The 24577-nt window shown below is 66.3% G+C and carries 30 protein-coding genes; 18 read left to right on the plus strand and 12 right to left on the minus strand.

Going from position 1 to position 24577, the window contains the following annotated elements; all coding sequences use genetic code 11:
• The first annotated feature begins 105 nt into the window (after positions 1-105).
• The 4 genes from SALA_RS02575 to SALA_RS02590 all read left to right on the plus strand — a co-directional run bounded on the left by SALA_RS02575 (position 106) and on the right by SALA_RS02590 (position 4325).
• The gene (locus tag SALA_RS02575; RefSeq protein WP_011540826.1) at positions 106-1119 is read left to right on the plus strand and encodes a polyprenyl synthetase family protein; all 1014 of its coding nucleotides are present in this window, start codon (positions 106-108) and stop codon (positions 1117-1119) included.
• Positions 1120-1138: 19 nt separating this feature from the next.
• The gene (locus tag SALA_RS02580) at positions 1139-1516 is read left to right on the plus strand and encodes a DUF1801 domain-containing protein (RefSeq protein WP_011540827.1); all 378 of its coding nucleotides are present in this window, start codon (positions 1139-1141) and stop codon (positions 1514-1516) included.
• Entirely contained in the window at positions 1513-3981 is a 2469-nt protein-coding gene (hrpB, locus tag SALA_RS02585) for an ATP-dependent helicase HrpB (protein ID WP_011540828.1), read from the plus strand. Before SALA_RS02580 ends, hrpB begins: the two co-directional genes overlap by 4 nt.
• 65 nt (positions 3982-4046) lie before the next feature.
• The gene (locus SALA_RS02590; RefSeq protein ID WP_011540829.1) at positions 4047-4325 is read left to right on the plus strand and encodes an ETC complex I subunit; all 279 of its coding nucleotides are present in this window, start codon (positions 4047-4049) and stop codon (positions 4323-4325) included.
• Between the two features lie 159 nt (positions 4326-4484).
• Here the strand turns inward: SALA_RS02590 and SALA_RS02595 are convergent, their stop codons facing one another.
• The 5 genes from SALA_RS02595 to SALA_RS02615 all read right to left on the minus strand — a co-directional run bounded on the left by SALA_RS02595 (position 4485) and on the right by SALA_RS02615 (position 6550).
• On the minus strand, positions 4485-4700 hold the full coding sequence (locus SALA_RS02595) for a DUF4170 domain-containing protein (RefSeq protein ID WP_011540830.1): 216 nt from the start codon (positions 4698-4700) through the stop codon (positions 4485-4487).
• 79 nt (positions 4701-4779) lie between these two features.
• Positions 4780-5139 carry a hypothetical protein gene (locus SALA_RS02600; protein WP_237700914.1) on the minus strand — a complete coding sequence of 120 codons (360 nt, stop codon included), beginning with the start codon at positions 5137-5139 and terminating at the stop codon, positions 4780-4782.
• Positions 5120-5503, minus strand: coding sequence for a DUF3618 domain-containing protein (locus tag SALA_RS02605; RefSeq protein WP_011540832.1), 384 nt, complete (start codon positions 5501-5503; stop codon positions 5120-5122). Before SALA_RS02605 ends, SALA_RS02600 begins: the two co-directional genes overlap by 20 nt.
• Positions 5503-5952, minus strand: coding sequence for a phage holin family protein (locus SALA_RS02610; RefSeq protein WP_011540833.1), 450 nt, complete (start codon positions 5950-5952; stop codon positions 5503-5505). The genes SALA_RS02605 and SALA_RS02610 overlap by 1 nt, the downstream gene beginning before the upstream one ends.
• Before the next feature lie 7 nt (positions 5953-5959).
• Complete coding sequence (locus SALA_RS02615; protein ID WP_011540834.1) at positions 5960-6550, minus strand: hypothetical protein; 591 nt, start codon at positions 6548-6550, stop codon at positions 5960-5962.
• Between the two features lie 155 nt (positions 6551-6705).
• On the opposite strand from SALA_RS02615, the gene eno reads away from it, so the two are divergent.
• The 7 genes from eno (at position 6706) to SALA_RS02650 (ending at position 12970) form a co-directional block, all read left to right on the plus strand.
• Positions 6706-7980 carry a phosphopyruvate hydratase gene (gene eno / locus SALA_RS02620; protein WP_011540835.1) on the plus strand — a complete coding sequence of 425 codons (1275 nt, stop codon included), beginning with the start codon at positions 6706-6708 and terminating at the stop codon, positions 7978-7980.
• 69 nt (positions 7981-8049) lie between these two features.
• Complete coding sequence (locus tag SALA_RS02625; RefSeq protein WP_011540836.1) at positions 8050-8373, plus strand: FtsB family cell division protein; 324 nt, start codon at positions 8050-8052, stop codon at positions 8371-8373.
• Between the two features lie 260 nt (positions 8374-8633).
• Positions 8634-9704: a pyruvate dehydrogenase (acetyl-transferring) E1 component subunit alpha gene (gene pdhA / locus SALA_RS02630; RefSeq protein WP_011540837.1), complete on the plus strand. Its 1071-nt coding sequence runs from the start codon at positions 8634-8636 to the stop codon at positions 9702-9704.
• Position 9705: 1 nt separating this feature from the next.
• A complete protein-coding gene (locus SALA_RS02635) occupies positions 9706-11106 on the plus strand; it encodes a pyruvate dehydrogenase complex E1 component subunit beta (protein WP_011540838.1) in 1401 nt (466 codons plus the stop codon).
• 116 nt (positions 11107-11222) lie between these two features.
• Entirely contained in the window at positions 11223-11822 is a 600-nt protein-coding gene (locus SALA_RS02640; protein ID WP_237700915.1) for a hypothetical protein, read from the plus strand.
• 84 nt (positions 11823-11906) lie between these two features.
• Entirely contained in the window at positions 11907-12623 is a 717-nt protein-coding gene (epsC, locus tag SALA_RS02645) for a serine O-acetyltransferase EpsC (protein WP_011540840.1), read from the plus strand.
• On the plus strand, positions 12623-12970 hold the full coding sequence (locus SALA_RS02650) for a DUF2794 domain-containing protein (RefSeq protein WP_011540841.1): 348 nt from the start codon (positions 12623-12625) through the stop codon (positions 12968-12970). The genes epsC and SALA_RS02650 overlap by 1 nt, the downstream gene beginning before the upstream one ends.
• On the opposite strand, the gene SALA_RS02655 is transcribed toward SALA_RS02650, so the two are convergent.
• Positions 12948-14012, minus strand: a complete 1065-nt coding sequence (locus SALA_RS02655; protein WP_011540842.1) for a hypothetical protein — start codon at positions 14010-14012, stop codon at positions 12948-12950. The genes SALA_RS02650 and SALA_RS02655 overlap by 23 nt on opposite strands.
• Before the next feature lie 273 nt (positions 14013-14285).
• Positions 14286-15188, minus strand: coding sequence for an SDR family oxidoreductase (locus SALA_RS02660; protein ID WP_011540843.1), 903 nt, complete (start codon positions 15186-15188; stop codon positions 14286-14288).
• A 199-nt stretch (positions 15189-15387) separates the two neighbouring features.
• Here SALA_RS02660 and SALA_RS02665 point away from each other — a divergent pair, with 199 nt between their 5' ends.
• A complete protein-coding gene (locus SALA_RS02665) occupies positions 15388-16740 on the plus strand; it encodes an OprO/OprP family phosphate-selective porin (RefSeq protein ID WP_011540844.1) in 1353 nt (450 codons plus the stop codon).
• Positions 16741-16755: 15 nt separating this feature from the next.
• On the opposite strand, the gene SALA_RS02670 is transcribed toward SALA_RS02665, so the two are convergent.
• The 4 genes from SALA_RS02670 to SALA_RS02685 all read right to left on the minus strand — a co-directional run bounded on the left by SALA_RS02670 (position 16756) and on the right by SALA_RS02685 (position 19469).
• Complete coding sequence (locus tag SALA_RS02670; protein ID WP_011540845.1) at positions 16756-18177, minus strand: WS/DGAT/MGAT family O-acyltransferase; 1422 nt, start codon at positions 18175-18177, stop codon at positions 16756-16758.
• A gap of 86 nt (positions 18178-18263) precedes the next feature.
• Positions 18264-18581 carry a DUF1971 domain-containing protein gene (locus SALA_RS02675; RefSeq protein WP_049754578.1) on the minus strand — a complete coding sequence of 106 codons (318 nt, stop codon included), beginning with the start codon at positions 18579-18581 and terminating at the stop codon, positions 18264-18266.
• Between the two features lie 2 nt (positions 18582-18583).
• Positions 18584-18991 carry a hypothetical protein gene (locus SALA_RS02680; protein WP_011540846.1) on the minus strand — a complete coding sequence of 136 codons (408 nt, stop codon included), beginning with the start codon at positions 18989-18991 and terminating at the stop codon, positions 18584-18586.
• Positions 18984-19469, minus strand: a complete 486-nt coding sequence (locus SALA_RS02685; RefSeq protein ID WP_011540847.1) for a group III truncated hemoglobin — start codon at positions 19467-19469, stop codon at positions 18984-18986. The genes SALA_RS02680 and SALA_RS02685 overlap by 8 nt, the downstream gene beginning before the upstream one ends.
• Positions 19470-19550: 81 nt before the next feature.
• Between SALA_RS02685 and SALA_RS02690 the strand changes: the two genes are divergently transcribed.
• Positions 19551-19982 carry an RrF2 family transcriptional regulator gene (locus SALA_RS02690; RefSeq protein WP_011540848.1) on the plus strand — a complete coding sequence of 144 codons (432 nt, stop codon included), beginning with the start codon at positions 19551-19553 and terminating at the stop codon, positions 19980-19982.
• A gap of 19 nt (positions 19983-20001) precedes the next feature.
• On the opposite strand, the gene SALA_RS02695 is transcribed toward SALA_RS02690, so the two are convergent.
• A complete protein-coding gene (locus tag SALA_RS02695; protein WP_011540849.1) occupies positions 20002-21591 on the minus strand; it encodes an AbgT family transporter in 1590 nt (529 codons plus the stop codon).
• Between the two features lie 57 nt (positions 21592-21648).
• Here SALA_RS02695 and SALA_RS02700 point away from each other — a divergent pair, with 57 nt between their 5' ends.
• The 5 genes from SALA_RS02700 (at position 21649) to rpsO (ending at position 24549) form a co-directional block, all read left to right on the plus strand.
• Positions 21649-22242 carry a thymidine kinase gene (locus tag SALA_RS02700; protein WP_011540850.1) on the plus strand — a complete coding sequence of 198 codons (594 nt, stop codon included), beginning with the start codon at positions 21649-21651 and terminating at the stop codon, positions 22240-22242.
• Complete coding sequence (locus SALA_RS02705) at positions 22235-22771, plus strand: GNAT family N-acetyltransferase (protein WP_011540851.1); 537 nt, start codon at positions 22235-22237, stop codon at positions 22769-22771. Before SALA_RS02700 ends, SALA_RS02705 begins: the two co-directional genes overlap by 8 nt.
• Positions 22772-22859: 88 nt before the next feature.
• On the plus strand, positions 22860-23264 hold the full coding sequence (locus SALA_RS02710) for a DUF6491 family protein (protein ID WP_084764793.1): 405 nt from the start codon (positions 22860-22862) through the stop codon (positions 23262-23264).
• A 33-nt stretch (positions 23265-23297) separates the two neighbouring features.
• Positions 23298-24254, plus strand: a complete 957-nt coding sequence (truB, locus tag SALA_RS02715; RefSeq protein ID WP_011540853.1) for a tRNA pseudouridine(55) synthase TruB — start codon at positions 23298-23300, stop codon at positions 24252-24254.
• 25 nt (positions 24255-24279) lie between these two features.
• Positions 24280-24549, plus strand: a complete 270-nt coding sequence (gene rpsO, locus SALA_RS02720; RefSeq protein WP_011540854.1) for a 30S ribosomal protein S15 — start codon at positions 24280-24282, stop codon at positions 24547-24549.
• Positions 24550-24577: the final 28 nt, after the last annotated feature.

Genomic DNA, 24577 nt, shown 5'->3' on the forward strand with positions numbered 1-24577 from the left:
GCGGGGGCTCCTGTTTCTTGCGGCCCGCTTGGCACCGGCAAGGGGGCGGTGGCAAGCCGAAAGTCGTTGCAAAATCGCAGCCGCGCCGCCAAGGGTCGCGGCGATATGACTGCCGAAATCCACCAGCTTCGTGGGACTGTCCCGCCCTCGCTCGACCCGATGATGACGCTTGTCGCCGCCGACATGAACGAGGTGAATGCGGTCATCCTCGACCGGATGCAGTCCGAAGTGCCGCTGATCCCCGAACTCGCCGGCCATCTGATTGCGGGTGGCGGCAAAAGGATGCGGCCAATGCTGACGCTCGCCTGCGGGCGTCTGCTCGACTATCCGGGGCGCCGCCATTGCAAACTCGCCGCGGCCGTCGAGTTCATCCACACCGCGACCCTGCTCCACGACGATGTCGTCGACAAATCGGACCTGCGCCGCGGCCGCAAGACCGCGAATGTCATCTGGGGCAACAGCGCCTCGGTGCTCGTCGGCGACTTCCTGTTCAGCCGCGCCTTCGAGGTGATGGTCGAGGACGGCTCGCTGAAGGTGCTCAAGATATTGAGCCGCGCCTCGGCGGTGATCGCCGAGGGCGAGGTCAACCAGCTCTCCGCGCAGCGCCGCATCGAAACGAGCGAGGACCAGTATCTCGCGATCATCAACGCCAAGACCGCCGAACTGTTCGCCGCCGCGTGCAAAATCGCCGCGGTCGTCGCCGAACGCGACGAAGCGACCGAGGCCGCGCTCGACGCCTATGGCCGAAATCTGGGCATCGCCTTCCAGCTCGTCGACGACGCCATCGACTATGTCTCCGACGCCGAAACAATGGGCAAAGGCGTCGGCGACGATTTCCGCGACGGCAAGGTCACGCTGCCCGTCATCCTCGCCTATGCGCGCGGGTCGGCCGAGGAGCGCGATTTCTGGAAGCAGGCGATCACCGGCCACAAGACGTCGGACGAGGATCTGGTCTACGCCACCAGCCTGCTGCGCAAGCATGACACGATCGCCGACACGCTGGCGCGCGCGCGCCATTATGGCCAGCGGGCGGTCGATGCGATCGGCGGTTTCCGCGCAAGCCAGGCGAAGTCGGCGCTGACCGAAGCGGTCGCCTTCGCGGTCGCGCGCGCTTATTGAAACGGGGATCGCGGCGACGATGGGTCCGACGGCGGAAAGCCCCGACGCCTATATCGCCGCGCTTTCGGGCTGGCAGCTCGACCGCTGCACGATGATGCGCGCCGCGATCATGGGGGCGGCGCCGTTTGACGAGACGATCAAATGGACCAATCTGGTGTTCCTGGCGAACGGACCGTGCATCCTGATCCGCGCCGAGGCGCATCGCGTGTTGCTGGGTTTCTGGCGTGGCAAAAGGCTGCGCGAGCTCGATCCCCGGATCAGGGCGAGCGGTAAATATGAACTCGGCAATCTGGTGATGAGCGAAGACACGGAGGTGACGGCGGAACAGGTCGCGTGTCTCGCCGCCGCGGCGCATCGGCTCAACATCGAACTGGGCAATCCCGCGGCGCGCAGATGACTCAGCTGCCGCTGCCGATCGACGCCGTGCTGCCCGACATCATGGCGGCGCTGGTGCTGAAGCCCAATGCCGTCGTAGTGGCGCCGCCGGGCGCGGGGAAGACCACGCGCGTCGCGCCGGCGATCCTCGATCAGCCCTGGTGCAAGGGGGCGGTATGGCTGCTCTCGCCGCGGCGGCTCGCGGCGCGCGGTGCGGCCGAACGCATATCGGAGGAGATGGGCGAGGCGGTCGGCGGCGCGGTTGGCTATGCGACGCGGCTCGACAGCAAGCAGTCGGCGACGACGCGGCTGCTGGTGATGACCCCCGGCCTGTTCCGCAACCGCATCCTTGCCGATCCCGAACTTCGCGGCGTGTCGGCGGTGCTGTTCGACGAAGTCCACGAGCGCAGCCTTGACGGCGATTTCGCGCTCGCGCTGGCAATCGACGCGCAGCAGGGGCTGCGCGACGATCTGCGCCTCGTCGCCATGTCGGCGACGCTCGACGGCGCGCGGTTCGGCGCGCTGCTCGGCGATGCGCCGGTGGTGAAGAGCGAAGGCAAGATTTTTCCGCTCGATCTCCGCCACATCGGCCGCCGCGCCGAGGATCGGCTCGAAGCGTCGGTGCTGGCGGCGGTGCGGCAGGCGATGGCGGACGAGGCAGACGGCGACATGCTCGCCTTCCTGCCCGGCGCCGCTGACATCGAGCGCGCGGCGAACGCAGTGGACGAGGCACGCCTGCCGCTCGCTGTCCACCGGCTGCACGGACAGATCGACCCCGCGCTCCAGCGAAAGGCGCTCGTCCGCGATCCCGAGGGGCGGCGCAAGCTGATCCTCGCGACGAGCATCGCCGAAACCAGCCTGACGATCGACGGCGTGCGTATCGTCATCGACGCTGGCCTCTCGCGCCGCCCGCGCTTCGACAAGGCCGCGGGGATATCGCGCCTCGTCACCGAACGCGCGAGTCAGGCGTCGGCGACGCAGCGCGCGGGGCGCGCGGCGCGGCAGGGGCCAGGGGCGGCTTATCGCTTGTGGGAAGCCGCGGCGACCGCGGGAATGCCGCCCTTCGACCCGCCCGAAATCCACGAGAGCGACCTGATGCCCGTCGTGCTCGACTGCGCGAGCTGGGGCATCATTGACCCGCGCCAATTGGGCTGGCTCGATCCTCCGTCGCCTGCCGCGGTGGCCGAAGCGAAGACGCGGCTGCAAGCGATCGGGGCGCTCGGCGAAGACGGGCGGATCACCGCGCATGGCAAGGCGCTCGCCGCGATCCCGCTGCCCGTGCCGCTCGCGCACATGCTGCTCGACGCGGCGCGCGCGGGGGAAGGCGAGTTGGCGGGGCGCCTGGCGGTGCTGCTCACCGAACCGGGGCTCGGAGGGCGCGGCGTCGATGTCGAGGCGCGGCTGGCGCGCTGGCGCGCGCAGCGCGACGAGCGGTCCGGAGGGGCGTTTCGCCTCGCACGGCGGCTTTCGGGCATCGCGGAAAAGCTGGCGGCGGGGGCAGGCGAAGCCGCGCCGCGCTCGCTCGGCGGCTGGATAGCGACCGCCTGGCCCGATCGCGTGGCGCGTCGGCGCGCGGGTCAGCGCGGTGAGTATCTGAGCGTCGGAGGGCGGGCCTATCGTCTCGATCCGGTCGATCCGCTGGCCGGGAGCGAATGGCTGGCAATCGCCGATGCGCAGGGACACGCCGCGGGCGTGCGCATCCTCGCCGCCGCGGCGATTGATGCGGTCGAGGTCGAAACCTTGTTCGCGGACCATATCGTCGTCCATTCGGCAAGCCGCTACGACAGCGCGAACGACCGCGTCGATCACCGGCGCGAGCGGCGGCTCGGCGCGATTGCGCTGACGAGCGGACCGGCGCCGCGCGGGGACACGGCCGCAGACGATATCGCGGTGCGCATGGCGGCGGTGCGCGACAAGGGTCTGGGTCTTATCGGCTGGGGTCCGGCGGCGCAGGCACTGCGCCAACGCGCCTCCTTTGCGGGGCTCGACGCGCTGTCGACCAATGCGCTTGGCGACAACCTCGAAATCTGGCTCGAGCCCTTGCTCGCCGACTGCCGCGGGTTGCGCGACATCGGCGACCGCAGGCTCGCCGATGCGCTGATGGCGATGCTCGACTGGCCGGCGCGACAGTTGCTCGAAAGACATGCGCCCGCCGATTACGTGACCCCGGCGGGCAGTCGGCATCCGATCGACTATGGCGCCGACGGCGGCCCGACGGTCAGCGTCCGGGTGCAGGAGATGTTCGGCCAGTCGCGTCACCCGGTCGTCGGCGATCCGCCGGTGCCGCTGATCCTCGCGCTGACGTCGCCCGCGCATCGGCCGATCCAGACGACGCGCGATCTGGCGTCCTTCTGGGCGGGCAGCTGGCACGATGTCGCGCGCGAAATGCGCGGCCGTTATCCAAAGCATAGCTGGCCAGACGATCCCGCAGGCGCCCGTCCGACGCTGATGACCAAGGCGGCGCAGGCGCGGCGCGAGGGTCAATAGCCCCTTTTCGCCCGCGCTCCCTGGCGCTAAGGCGGCGGCAGAAACATCCGGTCAGGGACTCTCCGATGAAAGCGCGAATCTACCAGAAGCCCAAAAATGCGATGCAGTCGGGGCGTGCGGGAACCGGGCGCTGGATGCTGGAGTTCGCCCCCGCCGAGGCGCGCAAGCCCGACCCACTGATGGGTTGGGCGGGCAGCGGCGATACGCAGCGCCAGCTTCGCCTGAGCTTTGCGAGCCGCGAGGAAGCGGTCGCCTATGCGGAAAAATATGGCATCGATGCGGAGGTCATGCCGACGCCCGTGCGCAAGCTGAAGATCCAAGCCTACGCCGACAATTTCCGGTAACGATCGCTCGATCGGATTGGATCGAGCCACCCTTCCTTATGTTGTCATCCCGGCGAAGGCCGGGATCTCGCCGTTGCGGCAGGATGCGAGGGCGAGATTCCGGCCTTCGCCGGAATGACGGTCACAAGCAGTGAATCATAGTCCAACCCTTGTCAGCGATCACTCCGCCTCGGGCTGCAACAGCTTGTGCAGGTGGACGACGACATATTTCATTTCGGCATCGTCGACGGTGCGCTGCGCGGCGCTGCGCCATGCTTTTTCGGCCGATTTATAGTCGGGATAGAGGCCGACGACATCCAGATTGGCAAGGTCGACAAAGTCGAGGCCCTGCGGATCGCTGACCCGGCCGCCGAACACGAGGTGCAATTTGCTCATGGCTGCTTTCCTTGCGGATAACCGCTGATGGGGAGAAGCGGCGGCCCCTAACAGCGGTTTTCGTTCGGGGCAAGCGGGCTCATTCCTCCCCGGAACGACCCTTCGGCAACAGCGATCCAAGCAGCGCGCCGATGGCGACCGCGCCGGCGACGAGCGCCAGCGGCTGCTTTTCGGCGACGTCCTTCAGCTTGCTGTTCGCGCGCTTCGCCTGCACCTTGCCCTTCGCATAGGCTTCGCTTGCCGCCTCGCGCGCGACGCCGGCCTGTTCGCTGGCGCGCGCGGCGAGGTCTTCGGTCGCGGCGCGGGCGCGGCCATAGCCTTCCTGGATGCGCGCCTTTGCCGCCTCGGCGGTCAGGCGGGCATTTTCGGCGGTTTTTTCTGCAAGTTCACTCGCTTTCGCACGTGTTTCGCGCGCGGTTTCACTGAACGGCTTCATCATTTTCCTCCACTTGTCCGGCGCCATCTTCGTCGGTCGCGTCGGCACGAAAACGATCGGCGATGCCCGCGACCACGTCCTGCACCTTGCGCGCCAGCCGGGGCGCATGTTCCTTGATCGGTTCGCGCAGCAGCCAGGCGATGCCCGCAGCGGCGGCGATCGCAATCGGCCAGCGATTGTCGCGAAACTCCTGCCTTACCGCGTGCGCGGCATCGTCGACCTTGGTCCGCACGCGATATTTGCCGCGGTCGAGCAGCGCGGCGGGATGCAGCGCCGCCTTGGCGACGTCGAGCCGCCGATAGAGTTCAGCGCGCTGGAGCATCGACCGGCGCGCGGCGGTTATCAGGCGGTTGCGTGTGCGCGGCATCAGTCATCGACCCCTTCGTTCACCAGGTCGCGCCGCAGCGCGGTGCGGATGTCGTCATAGGCGCGGCGCGCGCGCCAGCCGGCGAGCGCCGCGATCAACAGAAGCACCGCGACGACAATGATCGTTGCCAGCAACGCCCCCGTGTGCGGAGCGAGCGCCAGGATCGCGCCGAATGCCAGCGCGAGCATCGCCACTCCCAGCGCGCAGGCAGCGACCGCGCCCCACGCCGCGCTCCATGTCGCGCCGTGCAGCGCCAGTTCGCCGCGCGCCTCGATCAGCGCCAGTTCGGCTTTCGCCGTCGCCGACAGGTTCTCGACGACATCGCGGGCGATCTGGTCGAGTGGCACGGGCTCGCTCGTTGCCGGGCGGGCGTCCGGCGCATAGCCATGGCTTATGCCGTCAAAGCTGCGCCCGACGGGCGCGGGGGTTTCGGGATCGGGGGATGCCAAGGTCCGGTCAGTCGTTCGAGCCGCCCTTGAGCATCCGGGCGAGGACGAAGCCGATCACCGTCGCGGCGCCGACCGCGATCGCGGGATTCTTCTTGACCATGTCGCGTGTCGATGCCGCGAGTTCGTCGAGATCCTTCTTGTCGAGCGTCGAGGCGAGGCCGGCGACGGTCGCGGCGGCCGAGCGCGCATAGTCGCCATATTGCTTGCCGAACTTGGTATCGACCGTGCCGGCGCTGTCTTCGAGCAGCCTGGCCAGGCTGCCCACGGCTTCGGCGGCCTTGTCCTTGCCCCTGGTGGCGGCATCGCGCGCCGAGGCGGTGGCCTGTTTCTTGAGCGCAGCGGCTTCCTGCTTCAGCGATGCCGCCTTCTTCGACGCTTCGGACTTGATCGTGTCGCGCGTCACCGCCAGCTGATCGCGGATCGGATGCTCCTTGGCGGCCTTTGTCGACGCGGGCTTGCGAGCGGGCGCCGCCTTGGCGGCTGCGGCCTTCGCGGGGGCCTTGGGACGGGGCGCTGCGGCTTTCTTGGTCGCGGGCGTAGCGGCTTTTGCCATCATCTTGTCCTCTTCTGTCGTGTCGGGCGCCGCGCGGGCGGGCATCCTTTTTGGTCCTGTATCAATATATAGCAAGCGGCGCCCTTTGGTTCCATAGCCGCGCAAAATTCCTATGCGTATTGCGCTCGCACGCGGGCGCCGATAACAGGCAGGCGCCTTATCCATCCGGCCGCATCCGGCCGTCAGCAGGGACATCATCCATGACCGCCATCATCGACATCCACGGCCGCGAAATTCTCGACAGCCGCGGCAACCCCACCGTCGAAGTCGATGTGCTGCTGGAGGACGGCAGCTTCGGCCGTGCCGCGGTTCCCTCGGGCGCCTCGACCGGCGCACACGAGGCCGTCGAACTGCGCGACGGCGACAAGGGGCGCTATCTCGGCAAGGGCGTGACCAAAGCGGTCGCGGCGGTCAACGGCGACATCGCCGAGGCGCTGGTCGGCCTCGATGCCGAGGACCAGCGCGAGATTGACATGGCAATGATCGACCTCGACGGCACGCCGAACAAGAGCCGCCTTGGCGCCAATGCGATTTTGGGCGTCAGCCTTGCCGCCGCGAAGGCCGCCGCCGACGCGCGCGGCCTGCCGCTCTATCGCTATGTCGGCGGCGTGTCGGCGCGCACCTTGCCGGTGCCGATGATGAACATCATCAACGGCGGCGAACATGCCGACAATCCGATCGACGTGCAGGAGTTCATGATCATGCCCGTCGGCGCCGGCAGCATCGCCGAAGCGGTGCGCTGGGGCAGCGAGATTTTCCACACGCTGAAGAAGGGCCTGTCACAGAAGGGCCTCGCGACCGCCGTGGGCGACGAGGGTGGTTTCGCCCCCAACCTTGCCTCGACCCGCGATGCGCTCGATTTCATCGCCGCCTCGGTCGACCAGGCCGGTTTCAAGCTCGGCACCGACGTCGTGCTCGCGCTCGATTGCGCCGCGACCGAGTTTTTCAGGAATGGCAAATATGAAATCAGCGGCGAAGGCCTGTCGCTGAGCCCCGAACAAATGGCCGAATATCTCGCCGCGCTCGTCAAGGATTACCCGATCAAGTCGATCGAGGACGGGATGAGCGAAGATGATTTCGCGGGCTGGAAGGCACTGACCGACCTGATCGGCGGCACGTGCCAGCTCGTCGGCGACGATCTGTTCGTCACCAACCCGGCGCGGCTGGAACAGGGGATCAAGGACGGCCTTGCCAATTCGCTGCTTGTCAAAGTCAACCAGATCGGCACGCTGTCCGAAACATTGGATGCGGTCGATATGGCGCACCGCGCGCGCTATTCTGCGGTGATGTCGCACCGCTCGGGCGAGACCGAGGATGCGACGATCGCCGACCTTGCCGTCGCGACCAACTGCGGCCAGATCAAGACCGGCAGCCTCGCGCGGTCGGACCGGCTTGCGAAATACAACCAGCTGATCCGCATCGAGGAAGAGCTGGGCGATATGGCGCGCTATCCGGGCGCGGCGATTTTCGGCTGACCGCAAAGCCGGGGACAAGTGCGCGCTGGCGCCTTGACGCCGGGAATCGCCTGTGATTCAAGGACGGCGATGACGCAGCGCCACAAATTACGCAAATCGATGCGCCGCGCGACCGGACCGGCGCTGGCGGTGATCGCGGTGCTGGCAATGCTGGGCTATGCGATTTTCGGCCCGACCGGGCTTTATGCCTGGGGCGAATATAGCCAGTCCGTCGAGAAAAAACGTGTCGTGCTGAGCGAACTCGTGAAGAAGGAGCGCGAGCTTCAGAACCGCGTCAACCTGCTCGATCAGCGGCGCGTCGATCCCGATCTGGCCGAGGAATATGTGCGCTCGAAACTGGGCGCCTATCACCCCGACGAGGTGATCATTCCGATGGAGCCCGAGGCTAAGTAACGACCCAATCCAAAGCCCTCCCCTTCAGGGGAGGGCAGCGAGACTTGCGAACTTGTTCGTTAGTCGCAGCGGGTGGGGGCCATCGGCCTTGCGCTAGGCCGATGGCCCCCACCCCAACCCCTCCCCTGAAGGGGAGGGGCTTAGGATTTGCTGCATACGTAAGTCGGCCTTGCCCGCCGTCATGGCAGACGTTGCCAAACCCGCTGCGCCGCTCCTATAGGGAGCCTTGCCGTAACGGCTAATCGCAAAGGAAATCCGCCTTGGCCAAAGCACCCGCGCGTAAGACTGCCGCGCCAAAAAAAGTCGCTGCCACCCCAGCTCCCGCATCCAATCGCGAAGGGCCGCGCGATCCGGTCCCCTATGACGCGACCCCGCAAGAACTCGAAAAATTCTATCGCGACATGCTGCTCATCCGCCGCTTCGAGGAAAAGGCGGGGCAGCTCTACGGTCTGGGGCTGATCGGCGGTTTCTGCCACCTCTATATCGGTCAGGAAGCCGTGGCGGTCGGCCTGCAATCGGCGCTGGACGGGGACAAGGACAGCGTCATCACCGGATATCGCGACCATGGCCACATGCTCGCCTACGGCATCGACCCCAAGGTCATCATGGCCGAGCTGACCGGCCGCGCCGCGGGCATTTCGAAGGGCAAGGGCGGCTCGATGCACATGTTCAGCGTCGAGCACAAGTTCTACGGCGGTCACGGTATCGTCGGCGCGCAGGTCTCGCTCGGCACGGGCCTTGCCTTCGCGCACAAATATCGCGGCGACGGCGGTGTGGCGATGGCCTATTTCGGCGACGGCGCCGCGAACCAGGGTCAGGTCTACGAAAGCTTCAACATGGCCGAGCTGTGGAAGCTGCCGATTATCTTCGTGATCGAGAACAACCAGTACGCCATGGGCACGTCGGTCAACCGCGCGTCGGCGGAGGACCAGCTCTATCGCCGCGGCGAAAGTTTCCGCATTCCGGGGATGCAGGTCGACGGCATGGACGTGCTCGCGGTGCGCGGCGCGGCTGAGGCGGCGCTCGAATGGGTGCGCGCAGGCAGGGGGCCGGTGCTGATGGAACTCAAGACCTATCGCTACCGCGGACACTCGATGTCCGACCCCGCAAAATATCGCAGCCGCGAGGAAGTGCAGGCGGTGCGCGACAAATCGGACGCGATCGAGCATCTGAAAAAGCTGATGGAGGGCGCCGGGATCGGCGAGGACCGGATCAAGGATATCGACAAGGAAATCCGTGCGATCGTCGCCGAATCGGCCGACTTTGCCGAGAGCGCGCCCGAACCCGACTTGTCCGAACTCTATACCGACGTGCTGGTGGAGCAATATTGAGATGGCCATCGAACTGAAGATGCCGGCGCTGTCGCCGACGATGGAAGAGGGCACGCTCGCCAAGTGGCTCGTCAAGGAAGGCGACATTGTGAAGTCGGGCGACATCCTCGCCGAAATCGAAACCGACAAGGCAACGATGGAGTTTGAAGCGGTCGACGAAGGGACGATCGGCCAGATCCTCGTTCCCGAAGGCACCGACAATGTGAAGGTCGGCACCGTGATCGCGACGATTCAGGGCGAAGGGGAGGAACAAAACGTCGCCCCCGCGCAGGCGGGGGCCGCAAGCAACAGTGAGCCCACGCCAGCGGCCCCCGCCCCCGCGGGGGCGACGGATGAGCCTGCACCCGCTCCCGCTCCCGTTGCGGACAGGCCCGCCGCGACCGAACGCGCTTCCGACCCCGCGATCCCCGAAGGCACCGCGATGGTCAAGCTCACCGTCCGCGAAGCGCTGCGCGACGCGATGGCCGAGGAAATGCGAAGGGACGACCGCGTCTTTGTGATGGGCGAGGAAGTCGCCGAATATCAGGGCGCGTACAAGGTCACGCAGGGGCTGCTCCAGGAGTTTGGCGCGCGGCGCGTGGTCGACACGCCGATCACCGAATATGGCTTTGCCGGCCTGGGCGCAGGCGCGGCGATGGGCGGCCTCAGGCCCGTCATCGAGTTCATGACCTTCAACTTTGCGATGCAGGCGATCGACCACATCATCAATTCGGCGGCGAAGACCAACTATATGTCGGGCGGGCAGATGCGCTGCCCGATCGTTTTCCGCGGCCCCAACGGTGCGGCGGCGCGCGTCGGCGCGCAGCACAGCCAGAATTACGGGCCCTGGTATGCCAGCGTTCCCGGCCTGATCGTCATCGCGCCCTATGACGCCGCCGACGCCAAGGGGCTGCTGAAGGCGGCGATCCGCACCGAAGACCCGGTCGTCTTCCTCGAAAACGAGCTGCTCTATGGCCGCAGCTTCGAGGTTCCCGATGTCGATGATTTCGTGCTGCCGATCGGCAAGGCGCGCGTGATGCGCGAAGGGCGCGATGTCACCGTCGTCAGCTATTCGATCGGCGTCGGCCTGGCGCTCGAGGCGGCCGACAGCCTTGCGGGCGAGGGGATCGACGCCGAGGTGATCGACCTGCGTACGCTGCGCCCGCTCGACACCGCGACGGTGCTCGCCAGCCTCAAGAAGACGAACCGCCTTGTCGTCGTCGAGGAGGGCTGGCCGGTCTGCTCGATCGCCAGCGAAATCGCGATGGTCGCGATGGAGCAGGGCTTCGACGACCTCGACGCGCCCGTGATGCGCGTGTGCAACGAGGATGTGCCGCTGCCCTATGCGAACAACCTGGAGAAGGCCGCGCTGATCGACACGCCGCGCGTGGTGACGGCGGTGAAGGCGGTTCTCAATCGTTAATCCGTCGCCCCCGCGAAGGCGGGGGCCGTCATCGGCCTTGCCCTTCCATGCCGAGTAAACCGACACCGGCCCCCGCCTTCGCGGGGGCGACGGCTGAACCCAGCGCCTACCCCGATATGCGCGATCCGCGCGTCATGGTCGCGGTGCCGCGGGCGCGGCGCGCGGCGATGGCGGCGTTGTGGGGGCTCGCCGCGCGGTTGACCAGATTGCTGCTCGACGCGCGCGAGCCGCTGATCGGACAGATCAAGCTTGCCTGGTGGCGCGACATGATGGCGATGCTGGCGGCCGATCCTGCTGCACTCCCCAAGGGCGAACCGCTGCTCGCCGACCTCGCGGCGAGCTGGGCCGGGCAGGGCGGGCTCGACGCGCTCGTCGATGCGGCCGAAACGATGCTGCTGGCAGAGGGCGATACCGGGCGACGGGTGGCATCCGTGCGCTTCGGCGCGCACCTCTTCGCGCTGTCGGGCGGCACGGAGCGCGGCGGTCAACGCTGGGGTCTTGTTTGGGGTGCGGGCGTCGTCGGGGCGGAGGCCGAAGCGCGACAGCTTTTGCAGGACGCCAAAATATCCGGCGTGCCCTCACGCCGCGATTACGCCGGAAAGCGCGCTCTGCTGATGCTCGACCGCTGGGCCGCGGCGATTGCAGCACGCGATGGCGAACGACACTTGCGAAGCGAAGGATTGCTGCTTTTGCGCATCGGGCTGTTCGGCCGCTGATCGAATAAATGCCGTCGGGGGTGGAAATACCGCCTGCGAACATCTATCTTGCCCGGTACAGAAATAGGGTCGCAGGGGACGCTTATGTTCAACGGGCTGATCGCCTATCTCGATTCGATCAAGGCGCGCGACCCCGCGCCGCGGTCGCGCTGGGAAATCCTGCTCTATCCGGGGCTGCTCGCGGTCGGATTGCACCGCATCGCCCACTGGCTGTTCGAGGCGCGTCTGTTTTTCCTCGCGCGCTTCGTCAATCACCTGTCGCGCTTCCTGACGGCGATCGACATCCATCCCGGCGCGAAGATCGGCCGTCACCTCTTCATCGACCACGGCTTCACCGTCATCGGCGAAACCGCCGAGATCGGCGACAATGTGACCATTTACCAATGCGTGACGCTGGGCGGCACCGATCCCGCCAACGGCATTGCGGGCAAACGTCATCCGACACTGGCCGACGATGTCATCGTCGGATCGGGCGCGCAGATATTGGGGCCGATCACGGTCAACGCGCGCGCGCGCGTCGGCGCCAATGCGGTGGTGACCAAGGACGTGCCCGAAGGTGCGGTGATGGTGGGCATCCCGGCGCGTTCGACCCTGGTCGATGCCGCCGAATATGCGCGCGAGTTCGTGCCTTATGGCACGCCGTGCAGCGAGATTTTCGATCCCGCGACGCAAAAGGTCGAACTGCTGCAATGCCAGCTCGAACAGATGCAGAAACAGCTCGCGGCGCTGATCGCCCAGCGCGACGTGGCGGAAGCTGACGAAGAGGCGCCGCGGCGCAAGGGAGGGCGTAAGAGCGCCTGATGGGAACGGTCACCCCCCTGCCGTTCGCAGGCCGGACGGCGCCGCTTCAGACCGGTTTCGAACGCCCCGAACTTTTGCGCATCCTCGACCTTTACGGCCGCATGGTCGCCGCAGGGCATTGGCGCGACTATGCGATGGATTTCCACCGCGACGCCGCGATCTTCTCCGCCTTTCGTCGCGCCGCAGAGCGCCCCGAATACCGCATCGAAAAACGCCCCGCGCTCCGGAACCGTCAGGGCATGTGGGCCTTGGTCTCCGAAGCCGGGGCGATCCTGAAGCGCGGGGACGAGCTGTCCAATGTGCTCGCCCCCGTCGAGCGCAAACTTATGAAGCTGGTTGCGGACTGACCGCGACCGGCAACTGATTGGCGATAGTCGTTGGCAGGATCCCCACGACCACCGCCCGCGCATTCTGCCAGAAGGCCGACAGCAGCAGAAGCGCCGAGCCGATCACGAAGGCGGTAAGCGCGACGTTGAGTTCGACCGCGCCGAACTGGTTGAACAGCTGCGTCAGCGCGAAGAGCACATAGGCGAGCGCCGAAACGAGCAGCGCGCGGCGGTCGATCGCAAGCGCGATCAGCCCGAACAGCACATAGATGGCGACGACCATGACGGCGGCGCCGCTGCCGATATTGTCGCCCTCGGTCACGCCGAGCAGGTGAAAGATCGGATGCGCGATCATCGGTGCGGCGAGCAAATGCAGCCAGAAGGCGACGTCGCTGCGCCGCGTCTGGCGCGCCCGGTCGCTCTTGTCCCACCACATGGCGAGCGTGAACACCCCAAGCCCCGCGACGAGGACCAGCGCCATCACCAGCGTCGGGTTATGATCGGGAACGCCGGTCAGCGACAGGATCAGCGCGATCGCGGTCGCCGCGATTGCGGCGGTGCCCGCCGCGACGGTGATCGGCACCATGAAGCGCTTCCAGTGCAGCCAGGTTGCGCCCGCAGTGACTGCGGCGATCGAACCGACCAGCAACGCGCCGACGGTATCGCCGGGGCTGCGGCCGAAAATCGCCTCGCCATGTTCGACGAGGAAACCCGCCATCGTCGCAAAGACGCCGCCGGCAAAGGCGAGCACGAGGATGATGCTGGGCAGCGCCATGCGCCGGCGGCGCGTAAAATACTCCGCCAGCAACCACGCCGAGCCGGCGACGAAGGCGCCGGCGAGCGCGGAGTGAATCGATTCGCCGATCCACGCCACCGCGACGAGCAGGATTACCGCCGCGATGCTCACGAAAATATCGTTGAAGCCGGTGATGAGGCGGAAGGATTCTTCATCCGCTCCGGGGGCGGCGCGCACCGATGCGATATGGCCACGAAAGGCCGCGGCGGCCTCCGGCGTCAATATCTTCGCATCGACCGCGGCTTGCAGGTCGCTTTCACTATACATCGGGGTCGTCCTTCTTAGACCGATCCCCTTGCCCCGCGGCGACTATCGCAGAACTGTGTTGCTGTGTCAATACGGTATGGCGCTTATCCTTCCCCCTTGATGGGGGAAGGATACGGGGCCTTGCCCGCGACAGCGGGCTAGGCGTAGTTGGATGAGGGTGATGGTGCGTCCTGATGGTTAGTGTCAGGCTGAGACCGCACCCCCACCGCTGCGACTAGGCGGCAAGCCGCCAAGTCTCGCTGCCTCCCCCAACAAGGGGGAGCGTGGTCGTTATCACCCCAGCGCCATCAGTGCCCTCATCACATTCATCGACTGTTCGCTGCCCGATTGCGGGACGGTGTCGCCGGTGCGGTCGATGATCTTGTCCCACGCCGCGGCGACGCCTTCGGGGGTGCGCTCGCCCTCGGGCAGCGCCACGCCGGGGGTCATGGTGACATAGGCGGCGTGATAGGCGCCCGCGCCCGCGCCGATGATCATGTTGGTCGGCGCATCCTCGCTGACGAGATAGAGCGCGGCCGGCACGACATTTGCGGGAGTGAACTTTTCGAACAGTTCGGCGGGGAAAATATCCTCGGTCATCCGGGTGCCCGCAACGGGGGCGATCGTGTTGCAGCGGATATTATATTTCGCGCCTTCGAGGTGGAGCGTCTTGGTGAGCCCCGCGAGGCCCAGCTTCGCCGCGCCATAGTTCGCCTGCCCAAAATTGCCGTAAAGGCCGGTCGAGGAGGCGGTCATCAGGATGCGGCCATAGGCCTGGTCGCGCATGATGTCCCAGCACGCCTTGGTGACATAGGCGCTGCCGAGCAGGTGGACCTTGACCACCAGGTCGAAATCGGCGGGGTCCATCTTGGCAAAGCTCTTGTCGCGCAGGATGCCGGCGTTGTTGATCAGGATGTGGACGCCGCCCCATTCCTCCTTCGCCTTGGCGACCATTTCGACCATCTGTTCATATTCGGTGACGCTGCCGCCGTCGGGCATGGCGGTGCCGCCCGCGGCGCGGATTTCCTCGACCACCGCAAGCGCCGCGTCCGAATGGCCGGTGCCGTCGCGCGCACCGCCGAGATCGTTGACCACGACCTTGGCGCCGCGCCGCGCGAGTTCGAGCGCATAGGCGCGGCCAAGCCCGCCGCCCGCGCCGGTGACAATGGCAACGCGGCCGTCAAAATTGATCGTCATGATGGTCTCCCGCAAAGGGCCCTCTGAAAAGGTTGCCCGAAAAAACTGGAACGTCCTTAGCCCGTCGCGCCCCGCTGGCAAGGGGTCAGGAAAAAGAGCGATGCAACAAAAATGTCATGCAATTGACGCGCAACGGTCACTAATACGCCATAACAGCGCCGCCAGTTTGTAACCCTTTCGTCACGGAGCTTTCCCTTCCATGCGCCATTCGCTGACCGCCGCCCTGCTGGCGACCTCGATCCTCTGCCTGCCGTCGACGGCGCGCGCACAGACGATGACCGCCGAGGAAGCCGCCGCGCTCCGCGCGGAACTCGCGGCGCTGAAGGCACAGGTCGCGACGCTCGAATCGCGTCTCGACGCGGCGACCGGGCAGCCCGCTCCCGCTGCCCAGCCCAAGTCGCCGTCGGTGGCCGCCAAACCCGCGAGCGAGATCGGCTGGAAGGGCGCGCCCGAGATCAGAACCGCCGACGGCTGGAGCTTCAAGCCGCGCGGACGGATGCAGGTCGACCTCGCCGCGGTCGATACACCCGTCGGGGCGACCGACGCGCGTGGCGGGCTGAAAACCGAGTTTCGCCGAATCTATCTGGGCGTCGACGGCAAGATTCCCGGCGGTTTCGCCTATCGCGTCGAGGCCGATGTGGCGAACAATTCGGTGGAGCTTACCGACGTTTACCTGACCTATGGCACCGGGCCCTTGTCGGTTACGGCCGGCCAGATCAAGCCCTTCTGGTCGCTCGACGAAATGACCAGCGACCTTTTCACCAGCTTCATGGAGCGCGCGGCCTTTGCCCAGGCTTTTGGCTTCGAGCGGCGCGTCGGCCTGTCGGCGCAATATAGGAGGGGCGACCTGCTGCTTCAGGCGGGGGTGTTCGGCGACAATGCGGGCGACCTGCTCGACGACAGCAACAATGCGGTCAGCCTCGATGGGCGAGTGGTGTGGATGCCCAAGCTCGGCGACACGCAGCTGCACCTCGCCGCGTCGGGCCACTGGCGCGATCCCAATGATCCCGCCGCGCTCGGGCGCTACCGTGCGCGTCCCTTCGCGCACACGACCGACGTGCGGCTGGTCGATACGGGGCTGATCGACGTCGCGAGCGAACGCGGTATCGGGCTGGAGGGCGCGGTGATCGCCGGGCCGTTCCACGCGGCGGGCGAGGGCTATTGGCACCGCGTCAATCGCACCGGACCGGCCGACCCGACCTTCTTCGGCGGCTATGCCGAGGTCGGGATGGTGCTGACGCCGGGCGACCGCCGCGGTTACAAGGATGGCGGTTTCGACCGGCTGAAACCCACGAAGCCGATCACTGCCGGCGGCGTCGGCGCGTTCGAAGTGAACGCCCGCTACGATCATCTTGATCTGAACGACGGCGGGATCGTCGGCGGGCGCCAGCAGGCGGCGCTGATCAGCCTCGTCTGGGCGCCGGTCGACTATATTCGCATCAACGCCAACTATGGGAAATTGTGGGTGGGCGATGCACGTGTGGCAACGGCGACGGGGGACCGCGATTATACGGCGGACACCTTCGGCCTTCGGACGCAGGTGGATTTCTGATGCGGGTTGGCGGGGCTATTTCGCCTTCTTGATGCCTGCTGCCGTTTCGAGTTCGACCAGAGAGTCTTCCAGATAGTCGATCATCCGCTGCGCGTGCGGGACGCTGCGGCGGCAGGCGGTGATGCCGAAGTCGATATTCCTGAAGTTCGACACCTGCGTGATGTTCATCGCCATGCCGTCGACCGGGATGCTTGCGGGATACATGCCGTCGAGTCGCGCGCCGTTCCAGTACATCTGCTCGCGCGGGCCGGGGACGTTGGAAATGGTCACCGAATAGGCCGGAAACTTGTCGGCGGTGCGCGTGAGCGCGGTGAGCATCATCGGGAAGCTGGTGATCGCGGTATAGAGCCGTATTTGCTGCGCGGTCATCGCGCGAAGCTGCGCCTTCGCCGAGTTCATCGATTCCTGGATCATCGCCATGCGCGTCGCCGGATCGTCGATATGCGTCGCAAGGTTCGCGGTCACCGACGCGACCGAATTGCCCGAATCGATGTCGTCCTTGGGCCGGATCGACACCGGCGCCATGGCTTTCAAGGGCTTGTCGGGCAGTTCGTTCAGCGATTGCAGATATTTGCGCATCGCGCCCGCGCACATGCCGAGCACCGCGTCGTTGATCGTCCCGTCATAAGCCTTGCCCATCGCCCTGACCCGTTCCAGCGACCAGCTTTGCGCGACGAAGCGCCGCGCGCCGGTGATGTTGCGGTTGAAGCTGGTGCGCGGCACGCCCGCAAAGGGCGTGGCCAGCCCGTCGCCGCCGATGCCGAACATCGCCGCGAGATACTGGTTCATCGCCTTCGTCACCCCGACGCTGTTGCCCCACTGTTCCTTCAGGAAATCGCCGATCGCCTTGATGTCGGTGAGGTCGGGGCGCGGCGGTTTTTTGGGGGCGGGGAAGCTGCGCTTGTACGCCTCATAGGCCTCGACCGACAGCGGCGAGGCGGTGCGCCGTTCGTCGGGATCGGGCGAGAGCATCGAATTATAGAAATGGATGCTCGCTGCGCCATCCATAAGCGCGTGATGGACCTTCTTGAATGTCGCGATCTGCCGGTTGGGCAGCCCGGAGATGAGCGTGATTTCCCACAAGGGGCGGGTGCGGTCGAGAAGGCCCGAATGGAGCCGCGAGGCGAGTTCGAACATCTCGCGGTAGCGCCCCGGCTTGGGCAGCGCGGCGGCGCGGACATGATAGTGCATGTCGATGTCGCGGTCGGGCACAAGGCGGATCGGGCCATATTGACCGAAGGGGGTGAGCTTGAGCACCTCGCTGAACGGGCGCCGCAACCCCTCCGACTGGCGGAGCAGCGTGAGCTGTTCGTTCAGCCACTCGGTCTCGTCGACCCCGTCGGGCAGCGTGTAGAGGTTGATGCCGCCGATGTGCATCGGCATCTCGCGACTTTCCCCCCACAGGAACATCGCATCGGTCACCGGCATCAACCGCATGGCAGCTCTCCCCCTATGCTGCGCCTTGGCCGTGCAGCATGGCAGCGGAGGTGGGTGAGTCAAGGCCGGGGGCGGAGGGAGGCTCGTCAGGCGGCGGCGTTCAACGCCCAAAACTCGATCGTGATCGTGACCGGGCCTTCCGGTTCCAGATGGTGCGGGACGCCGGGCGGGATCAGCATCGTATCGCCAGCCGCGATGCGTCGTGCGCCGCCCCTGTCATCGTCCCAGCGGAATCGGATTGCGCCCGCCACGACATGCAGAAGCCCCCAGGCGCCGGGTTTCAGCCGATGCTCGCGCAGGAATCCGGCCGGAATATCGGCCGCAGCAAAGGGGCCTATTTGACGGTAGGCGGTAGCGCCCGGCGGCAGCGGCGGTTTGCGATCGGCGATAAGTGTTTTGTCCATCGTCAGAAGCTCGCGGCGCGGATGGCGAAGAAAGTCAGGCCCAGGAAGGCAAAGCCCGCCGGCACGGCGAGCAACTGCGCGGCGACGGTGCCGCGGTCCATCGGGCCGGTCCAGGTATCGAGCGTCCCGCCGACGCGATCGAGCGGCGAGTCATGTTCGGGGCCCTTTTGCGCATGGAGCAGCCCGGCGGTCACGAAATACATCAGCATGTAAAGCAAGGAGATGACGAGCGCGAAAATCGTCGCCGTGTCGCGGCCGGTCGCCGCGCCAATGCCGACAAAGAAGATGGCATAACAGGCGAACATCGCGCGCCACATCCAGCGCGGCAGCTGAAATCCCGCCTGAACCCCGCTGGTTTCATATGGATCGTTGGACAGGCGGGCGGGCTGAACGGCGGGAAGGTCAGACATGGGGAAGCTCCACTTTGCTGAACAGATCGGCGTCGCGGTCGCGATGCAGGCGGATGCCGGTGAGCAGGCTTTCGGCGATCATTCGCGCCTTCTCCCCGACCAGTTTCGCCGCTTCGGGCGTCGGCGCGAGGCGGTGCAGCGTGGCGTAGAAAAGGTCGAGCCAGTGCGCGAAATGCGCGTCGTCGAGGCCGGGGATCGCGAGATGCTTGACCATCGGATTGCCCGAAAAACTGCCCGCGGCCAGCAGGATCGACTGCCAGAAGCGGTTCATCTGGGCGAGATGCGCGGGCCAATCGTCGATGCGAGCGGCAAAGACCGGGCCGAGCAGCGCATCGGCGCGGATCGCGGCGTAAAAATCGTCGACGAATGCCGCGATAAAGGCTTCGTCGATGCCGATGACCTTTGCATCGGCGCGGCGCGCCGCGCGCGCGGCGGCGGCGTGGGGATGGGCGGGAGCGTGCGCGCGGATCGGTTGCATGGGTTCGACTCAATAATGGTATATAAGATACCTCTTATTATCGCGGTTGAGCTAAAAAGCAATATATAATATACTTAATTTATGCGACTGAGCCTTCACAGCGACTATGCCCTGCGGATCCTGATGGCGCTGGCGGCGACCGGCGAGCAGATGTCGGTCGATGAGATCGCCAGCCACTACGGCATTTCGCGCAACCATCTGGCCAAGGTCGCGCAGCGGCTGCAGGCGCTGGGCTATGTCAGCGCGCAGCGCGGCCGCGGCGGGGGGCTGACGCTCGCGCGCGCGCCGTCCGAGGTGATCGCGGGAACGGTCGTGCGCGAGTTCGAAAATCTGGGCGGGCTGGTCGAATGTATGGACCCGGCAACCTCAACCTGTCCGGTGCGCGGCGGATGCGGGTTGCAAGGGGCGCTCGGCGGCGCACTCGCCGCCTTCCTCGCGCACCTCGACCGCTATACGCTCGCCGACCTGCTGCCGCAGCCGGCGCGGTTCCGCGCGCTGCTCGGCGCCGAGTGAGGCGGCAGGTGGCGCCCGGTCAGGGCGCGGTGGTCGGCACCGGGATGTGCACGCTCGCGCCGGGCCCGAGCGGCAGGTCGAGCGCGACCCAGCCGATCACCAGCGCCGTGCCGGTGACGAGCAGCCCGATCGAATAGGGCAGCATCGTCGCGGCGAGGCTGCCCAGGCCGAAGCTCGGCTGCCAGCGCTGGCAGAAAATCAGGATCAGCGGGAAATAGACCATCAGCGGGGTGATGATGTTGGTCGACCCGTCGCCGACGCGATAGGCCGCGGTCGTCATTTCGGCGCTGATGCCGAGCAGCATCAGCATCGGCACGAGCACCGGGGCAAGCAGCGCCCATTTGGCGCTCGCCGACCCGACGAACAGATTGAGCGCCGCGGTGAGCAGCACGATCGCCGCGAGCAGTACGGGCGCGGGCAGATCCATCGCCTTCAGCCCGTCGGCGCCGTGAACGGCGAGGATCAGCCCGAGGTTCGACCAGGCGAACATCGCCACAAAATGCGCCGCGGCAAAGGCGAGCACGAGATAATAGGCCATGTCGCCCATCGACTCGCTCATCATTTTCACCAGGTCGCGGTGGTTGCCGACCACCCCCGTGGCGCGGCCATAGGCCCAGCCGGCGAGCAGGAAGAGCAGGAAAAAGCCCGCGACGAGCGATTGGTAAAAGGGGGTGAAGCGGCCCTCCGGCGGGCCATCCTCGGCGACCAGCGGCGTGCCGGGGCCGAGCGTGAAGAGCAGCCACAACCCGATCACGAACAGGATCGCCAGCCCTGCGTGGCGCAGCCCCTTGCGCTCGCCGTCGTTCAGCGGGCGGTCCTGTTCGCCGATGTCGCCCTTCGCCGCGAGCCCGGCTGGGACATAGCTGCCAAGGCGCGGTTCGATGATGCGGTCGGTGACGTACCAGATGACCGGCAGGAAGAGGAACAGCATCACGGCGATGAAATACCAGTTGCCGGCGATATTCGCCTGCCAGTCGCCGAACACGGTTTCGACCGCCGCCTCGGTGATGCCGAACAGCAGGGCGTCGAGCTGGCCGGGCAGCAGATTGGCCGAAAAGCCGCCCGATACGCCCGCGAACGCCGCGGCGATCCCTGCAACCGGATGGCGCCCGGCGGCGTGATAGATCACCGCCGCCAGCGGGATCAGGACGACATAGGCGGCGTCGGCGGCGAGATTGCCCATCATCGCGACAAAGGCGACGAGCGGGGTGAGCAGCCATTGCGGCGCGCCGCGCACGCTCGCGTGCATCGCGGTGCCGAACAGGCCGCTGCGTTCGGCGACGCCCGCGCCGAGCATGACGACGAGCACATAGCCGAGCGGATGGAAATGGGTGAAGGTCGCGGGCATTTCGACCCACAGCCGCGCGATATTGTCGGCACTGAGCAGGCTGGTCGCGGCGATCACTTTCTGCCGTCCGGTTTCGGGATCGACCTCGGTGGGATGGAGCGCCGACCAGCCCGCCGCCGATGCAATCACCGAGATGACGACCAGAATGCCGACGAGCCACAGGAACAGCACCACGGGATCAGGCAGGCGGTTGCCCACCCGTTCGATCCATCCCAGGACGCCCTTTTGCGGCGGCGTGGCGGCGGCACTGCTGTCGGTCATCCCTGTTCCCTTTTTTGATCGTCTTGTCGTTCGCGTGGCGCCGACTATAGCCGGGCCATGGCCAAGCTCTACTTTTATTATGCCAGCATGAACGCCGGCAAATCGACGACGCTGCTGCAGGCGGATTTCAACTATCGCGAGCGCGGCATGGAAACAATGCTGTGGACCGCGGCGCTCGACGACCGCTACGGCACGGGGCAGGTGACGAGCCGGATCGGCTTGATGGCGGCGGCACACAAGTTTGATCCCGAAAGCGATCTGTTCGCCGCGGTGAGCGCCGAAAATGCGGAACGGCCGCTGGCCTGCGTGCTTGTCGACGAGGCGCAATTCCTGTCGCGTGAGCAGGTGTTGCAACTGGCGCGGCTCGCCGATGAGGTGAATATCCCGGTGCTCTGTTACGGCCTGCGCACCGATTTCGCCGCGAACCTGTTTCCCGGCTCGGCGGCGCTGCTCGGCCTTGCCGACGCGCTCGTCGAACTCAAAGCCGTGTGCGAATGCGGGCGCAAGGCGACGATGAACCTGCGCGTCGATGAAAACGGCCGCGCGGTGGTCGAAGGCGCGCAGACCGAGATCGGCGGCAACGACCGCTATGTCGCGATGTGTCGGCGGCATTTCATGGAAAAGCGACGCGAGGCGGCCGCGGATGCTTGACCGGCTCTATGTCGAGCTGACCGAGGGCGACCTTCGGCTCGTCAAGCTCGCCGAAGCACACCGCGAGGCGCTGCGCGCCGCTTGCGCCGCCGATGGCGACGTCTGGCCGATCTATTCGTCGAGTTACGATCCCGACCATTTCGACGCGAGTTTCACCGCGCTCATCGGCCATGAAAGCCGGATGCCTTATGCGGTCATCGAAGGCGAGGCGCTGGTCGGCATGACCGCGTGGCTGCGTCCCGATGTGTCGGCGCAGACGGTCGAGCTGGGTAACAGCTATATTCACCCCGGCGCGCGCGGCACCGGGCTCAACGGCCGGGTCAAGCGGTTGATGCTCGATCACGCCTTTTCCGTCGGTTTTCGCCGCGTCGAGTTCCGCATCGACGAGCGGAACGGCCGGTCGCAGGCAGCGGTCGCCAAGCTCGGCTGCACGAAGGAGGGCGTGTTGCGCGCCGAGCGCATCACCTGGACCGGGCATGTGCGCGACACCGGGCTGTGGTCGATCCTGGCGGAGGAGTGGACGGGATAACAGGCTTCGTCATTGCTTCGCTGCGCTCGCAATGACGAATGGCAGAGGGTCAGCCTTAGTTCAGACTCACCCGGCTATGGAAGGCGCCATGAAGAACCTCGCACTCTCCCTGGCCGCTGCGCTCCTTCCCCTTTCGGTCGCGGCGGCCGACGAGCCCGTCAGGGAAGCGCGCGCGCTCGGCGTCGAATCGAGCATTGTGTTCCCCAGCGACAGTTCGATCCGCAACTGGCGCGCTGACGATGGCCGCGGCGTCTGGATCCAGGACCGCCGCGGCGACTGGTATTATGGCGCCTTTGCGGGCTATTGCCGCGACATCGACTTTGCGCACACGATCGGTGTCGAAACGCGCGGCGCGGCGCGGCTCGACCGCTTTTCGGCGATCATCGTGCGCGGTGAGCGCTGCCCTCTCGCCTCCTTCGTGACCTCCGCGCCGCCACCGTCGAAGCGGGACAAGTCGGAGGACATCATGGGCGAAAACCCGGCGGCAAATTGACAAGCGCCGCCCGGCGCGCCTAGCGCCGCGGCGATGAACGGCTGGATCATCCTCGACAAACCCGTGGGGCTGGGCTCGACGCAGGCGGTCGGCGCGGTCAAGCGCGTGTGCCGCGAGGCGGGGCTGGGCAAGGCCAAGGTCGGCCACGGCGGGACGCTCGACCCGCTGGCGTCGGGCGTTCTGCCGATCGCGCTCGGCGAGGCGACAAAGCTCTGCGGGCGGATGCTCGATGCCAGCAAGACCTATGATTTTACAGTGCGGTTTGGGATGGAAACCGCGGGGCTCGATGCCGAGGGTGAGGTGGTGGCGACGAGCGACGTGCGGCCGACGCTGGCGGAGATTGATGCGGTGTTGCCGCGCTTTACCGGACCGATCGAGCAGGTGCCGCCGGCTTACTCCGCAATAAAGATCGATGGCGAGCGGGCGTATGATCGCGCGCGCAAGGGTGAGGCGGTTGAGATGAAGGCGCGGGGGGTGACCGTCTATTCCCTTCGTCATGCCGGACTTGATCCGGCATCTATCGCCGCGGGCGCCGAATGGACCCCGGATCAAGTCCGGGGTGACGAGGGCGGGGAGGATCGGCTTGAATCCATCACACTTACCGCCCATGTTTCCAAGGGCACATATATCCGCTCGCTCGCCCGCGACATCGCGCGCGCGGTCGGCAGCGTCGGCCATGTCACCATGCTCCGCCGTACGAAAGCCGGGCCGTTCACGCTCGAACGCGCGATTTCGCTGGACAAATTGAACGCTTTCGGCCAAGGCGCCGCGCAATCAGAGATTATTCTGCCGCTCGAGGCAGGGCTGGTCGACATCCCGGCTCTTGACCTTTCCCCGGAAGCGGCAGGGGCGATCCGCCAGGGTCGCGTCTGGACCGGGGTTAGCACGCACGACGGGCTCTATTGGGGACGCGACGCCGAGAACCGGCCCGTTGCCTTGATCGAGGCTTTGGCGGGAACGCTGAAGGTAGTGCGGGGCTTCAACCTGTAAGTCACGATGTTCGAGGAAAAGAAATATGTCGATTACCGCCGAGCGCAAAGCCGAAGTCATCAAGGACAATGCCCGCGACAAGGGCGATACCGGTTCGCCGGAGGTTCAGGTGGCGATCCTCACCGACCGCATCAACACGCTGACCGAACATTTCAAGACGCACCGCAAGGACAATCACAGCCGTCGCGGCCTGTTGATGATGGTCAACAAGCGCCGCAGCCTCCTCGACTATCTTCGCAAGAAGGACGAGGGCCGCTATCAGGCGCTGATCGCGAAGCTGGGCCTTCGCAAGTAAGACTTCGAGGGCGGCTCCGGGTTCCGGG

Origin of the sequence: Sphingopyxis alaskensis RB2256 (assembly GCF_000013985.1) — a bacterium.
Taxonomy (GTDB): Bacteria; Pseudomonadota; Alphaproteobacteria; order Sphingomonadales; family Sphingomonadaceae; genus Sphingopyxis; species Sphingopyxis alaskensis.

Coding starts and splice junctions, on each gene's coding strand:
- SALA_RS02575 (WP_011540826.1), top strand. CDS start 106: ATGACTGCCGAAATCCACCAGCTTCGTGGGACTGTCCCGCCCTCGCTC.
- SALA_RS02580 (WP_011540827.1), top strand. CDS start 1,139: ATGGGTCCGACGGCGGAAAGCCCCGACGCCTATATCGCCGCGCTTTCG.
- hrpB (WP_011540828.1), top strand. CDS start 1,513: ATGACTCAGCTGCCGCTGCCGATCGACGCCGTGCTGCCCGACATCATG.
- SALA_RS02590 (WP_011540829.1), top strand. CDS start 4,047: ATGAAAGCGCGAATCTACCAGAAGCCCAAAAATGCGATGCAGTCGGGG.
- SALA_RS02595 (WP_011540830.1), bottom strand. CDS start 4,700: ATGAGCAAATTGCACCTCGTGTTCGGCGGCCGGGTCAGCGATCCGCAG.
- SALA_RS02600 (WP_237700914.1), bottom strand. CDS start 5,139: ATGATGAAGCCGTTCAGTGAAACCGCGCGCGAAACACGTGCGAAAGCG.
- SALA_RS02605 (WP_011540832.1), bottom strand. CDS start 5,503: ATGCCGCGCACACGCAACCGCCTGATAACCGCCGCGCGCCGGTCGATG.
- SALA_RS02615 (WP_011540834.1), bottom strand. CDS start 6,550: ATGCCCGCCCGCGCGGCGCCCGACACGACAGAAGAGGACAAGATGATG.
- eno (WP_011540835.1), top strand. CDS start 6,706: ATGACCGCCATCATCGACATCCACGGCCGCGAAATTCTCGACAGCCGC.
- SALA_RS02625 (WP_011540836.1), top strand. CDS start 8,050: ATGACGCAGCGCCACAAATTACGCAAATCGATGCGCCGCGCGACCGGA.
- SALA_RS02635 (WP_011540838.1), top strand. CDS start 9,706: ATGGCCATCGAACTGAAGATGCCGGCGCTGTCGCCGACGATGGAAGAG.
- SALA_RS02640 (WP_237700915.1), top strand. CDS start 11,223: ATGCGCGATCCGCGCGTCATGGTCGCGGTGCCGCGGGCGCGGCGCGCG.
- epsC (WP_011540840.1), top strand. CDS start 11,907: ATGTTCAACGGGCTGATCGCCTATCTCGATTCGATCAAGGCGCGCGAC.
- SALA_RS02650 (WP_011540841.1), top strand. CDS start 12,623: ATGGGAACGGTCACCCCCCTGCCGTTCGCAGGCCGGACGGCGCCGCTT.
- SALA_RS02655 (WP_011540842.1), bottom strand. CDS start 14,012: ATGTATAGTGAAAGCGACCTGCAAGCCGCGGTCGATGCGAAGATATTG.
- SALA_RS02660 (WP_011540843.1), bottom strand. CDS start 15,188: ATGACGATCAATTTTGACGGCCGCGTTGCCATTGTCACCGGCGCGGGC.
- SALA_RS02665 (WP_011540844.1), top strand. CDS start 15,388: ATGCGCCATTCGCTGACCGCCGCCCTGCTGGCGACCTCGATCCTCTGC.
- SALA_RS02670 (WP_011540845.1), bottom strand. CDS start 18,177: ATGCGGTTGATGCCGGTGACCGATGCGATGTTCCTGTGGGGGGAAAGT.
- SALA_RS02675 (WP_049754578.1), bottom strand. CDS start 18,581: ATGGACAAAACACTTATCGCCGATCGCAAACCGCCGCTGCCGCCGGGC.
- SALA_RS02680 (WP_011540846.1), bottom strand. CDS start 18,991: ATGTCTGACCTTCCCGCCGTTCAGCCCGCCCGCCTGTCCAACGATCCA.
- SALA_RS02685 (WP_011540847.1), bottom strand. CDS start 19,469: ATGCAACCGATCCGCGCGCACGCTCCCGCCCATCCCCACGCCGCCGCC.
- SALA_RS02690 (WP_011540848.1), top strand. CDS start 19,551: ATGCGACTGAGCCTTCACAGCGACTATGCCCTGCGGATCCTGATGGCG.
- SALA_RS02695 (WP_011540849.1), bottom strand. CDS start 21,591: ATGACCGACAGCAGTGCCGCCGCCACGCCGCCGCAAAAGGGCGTCCTG.
- SALA_RS02700 (WP_011540850.1), top strand. CDS start 21,649: ATGGCCAAGCTCTACTTTTATTATGCCAGCATGAACGCCGGCAAATCG.
- SALA_RS02705 (WP_011540851.1), top strand. CDS start 22,235: ATGCTTGACCGGCTCTATGTCGAGCTGACCGAGGGCGACCTTCGGCTC.
- SALA_RS02710 (WP_084764793.1), top strand. CDS start 22,860: ATGAAGAACCTCGCACTCTCCCTGGCCGCTGCGCTCCTTCCCCTTTCG.
- truB (WP_011540853.1), top strand. CDS start 23,298: ATGAACGGCTGGATCATCCTCGACAAACCCGTGGGGCTGGGCTCGACG.
- rpsO (WP_011540854.1), top strand. CDS start 24,280: ATGTCGATTACCGCCGAGCGCAAAGCCGAAGTCATCAAGGACAATGCC.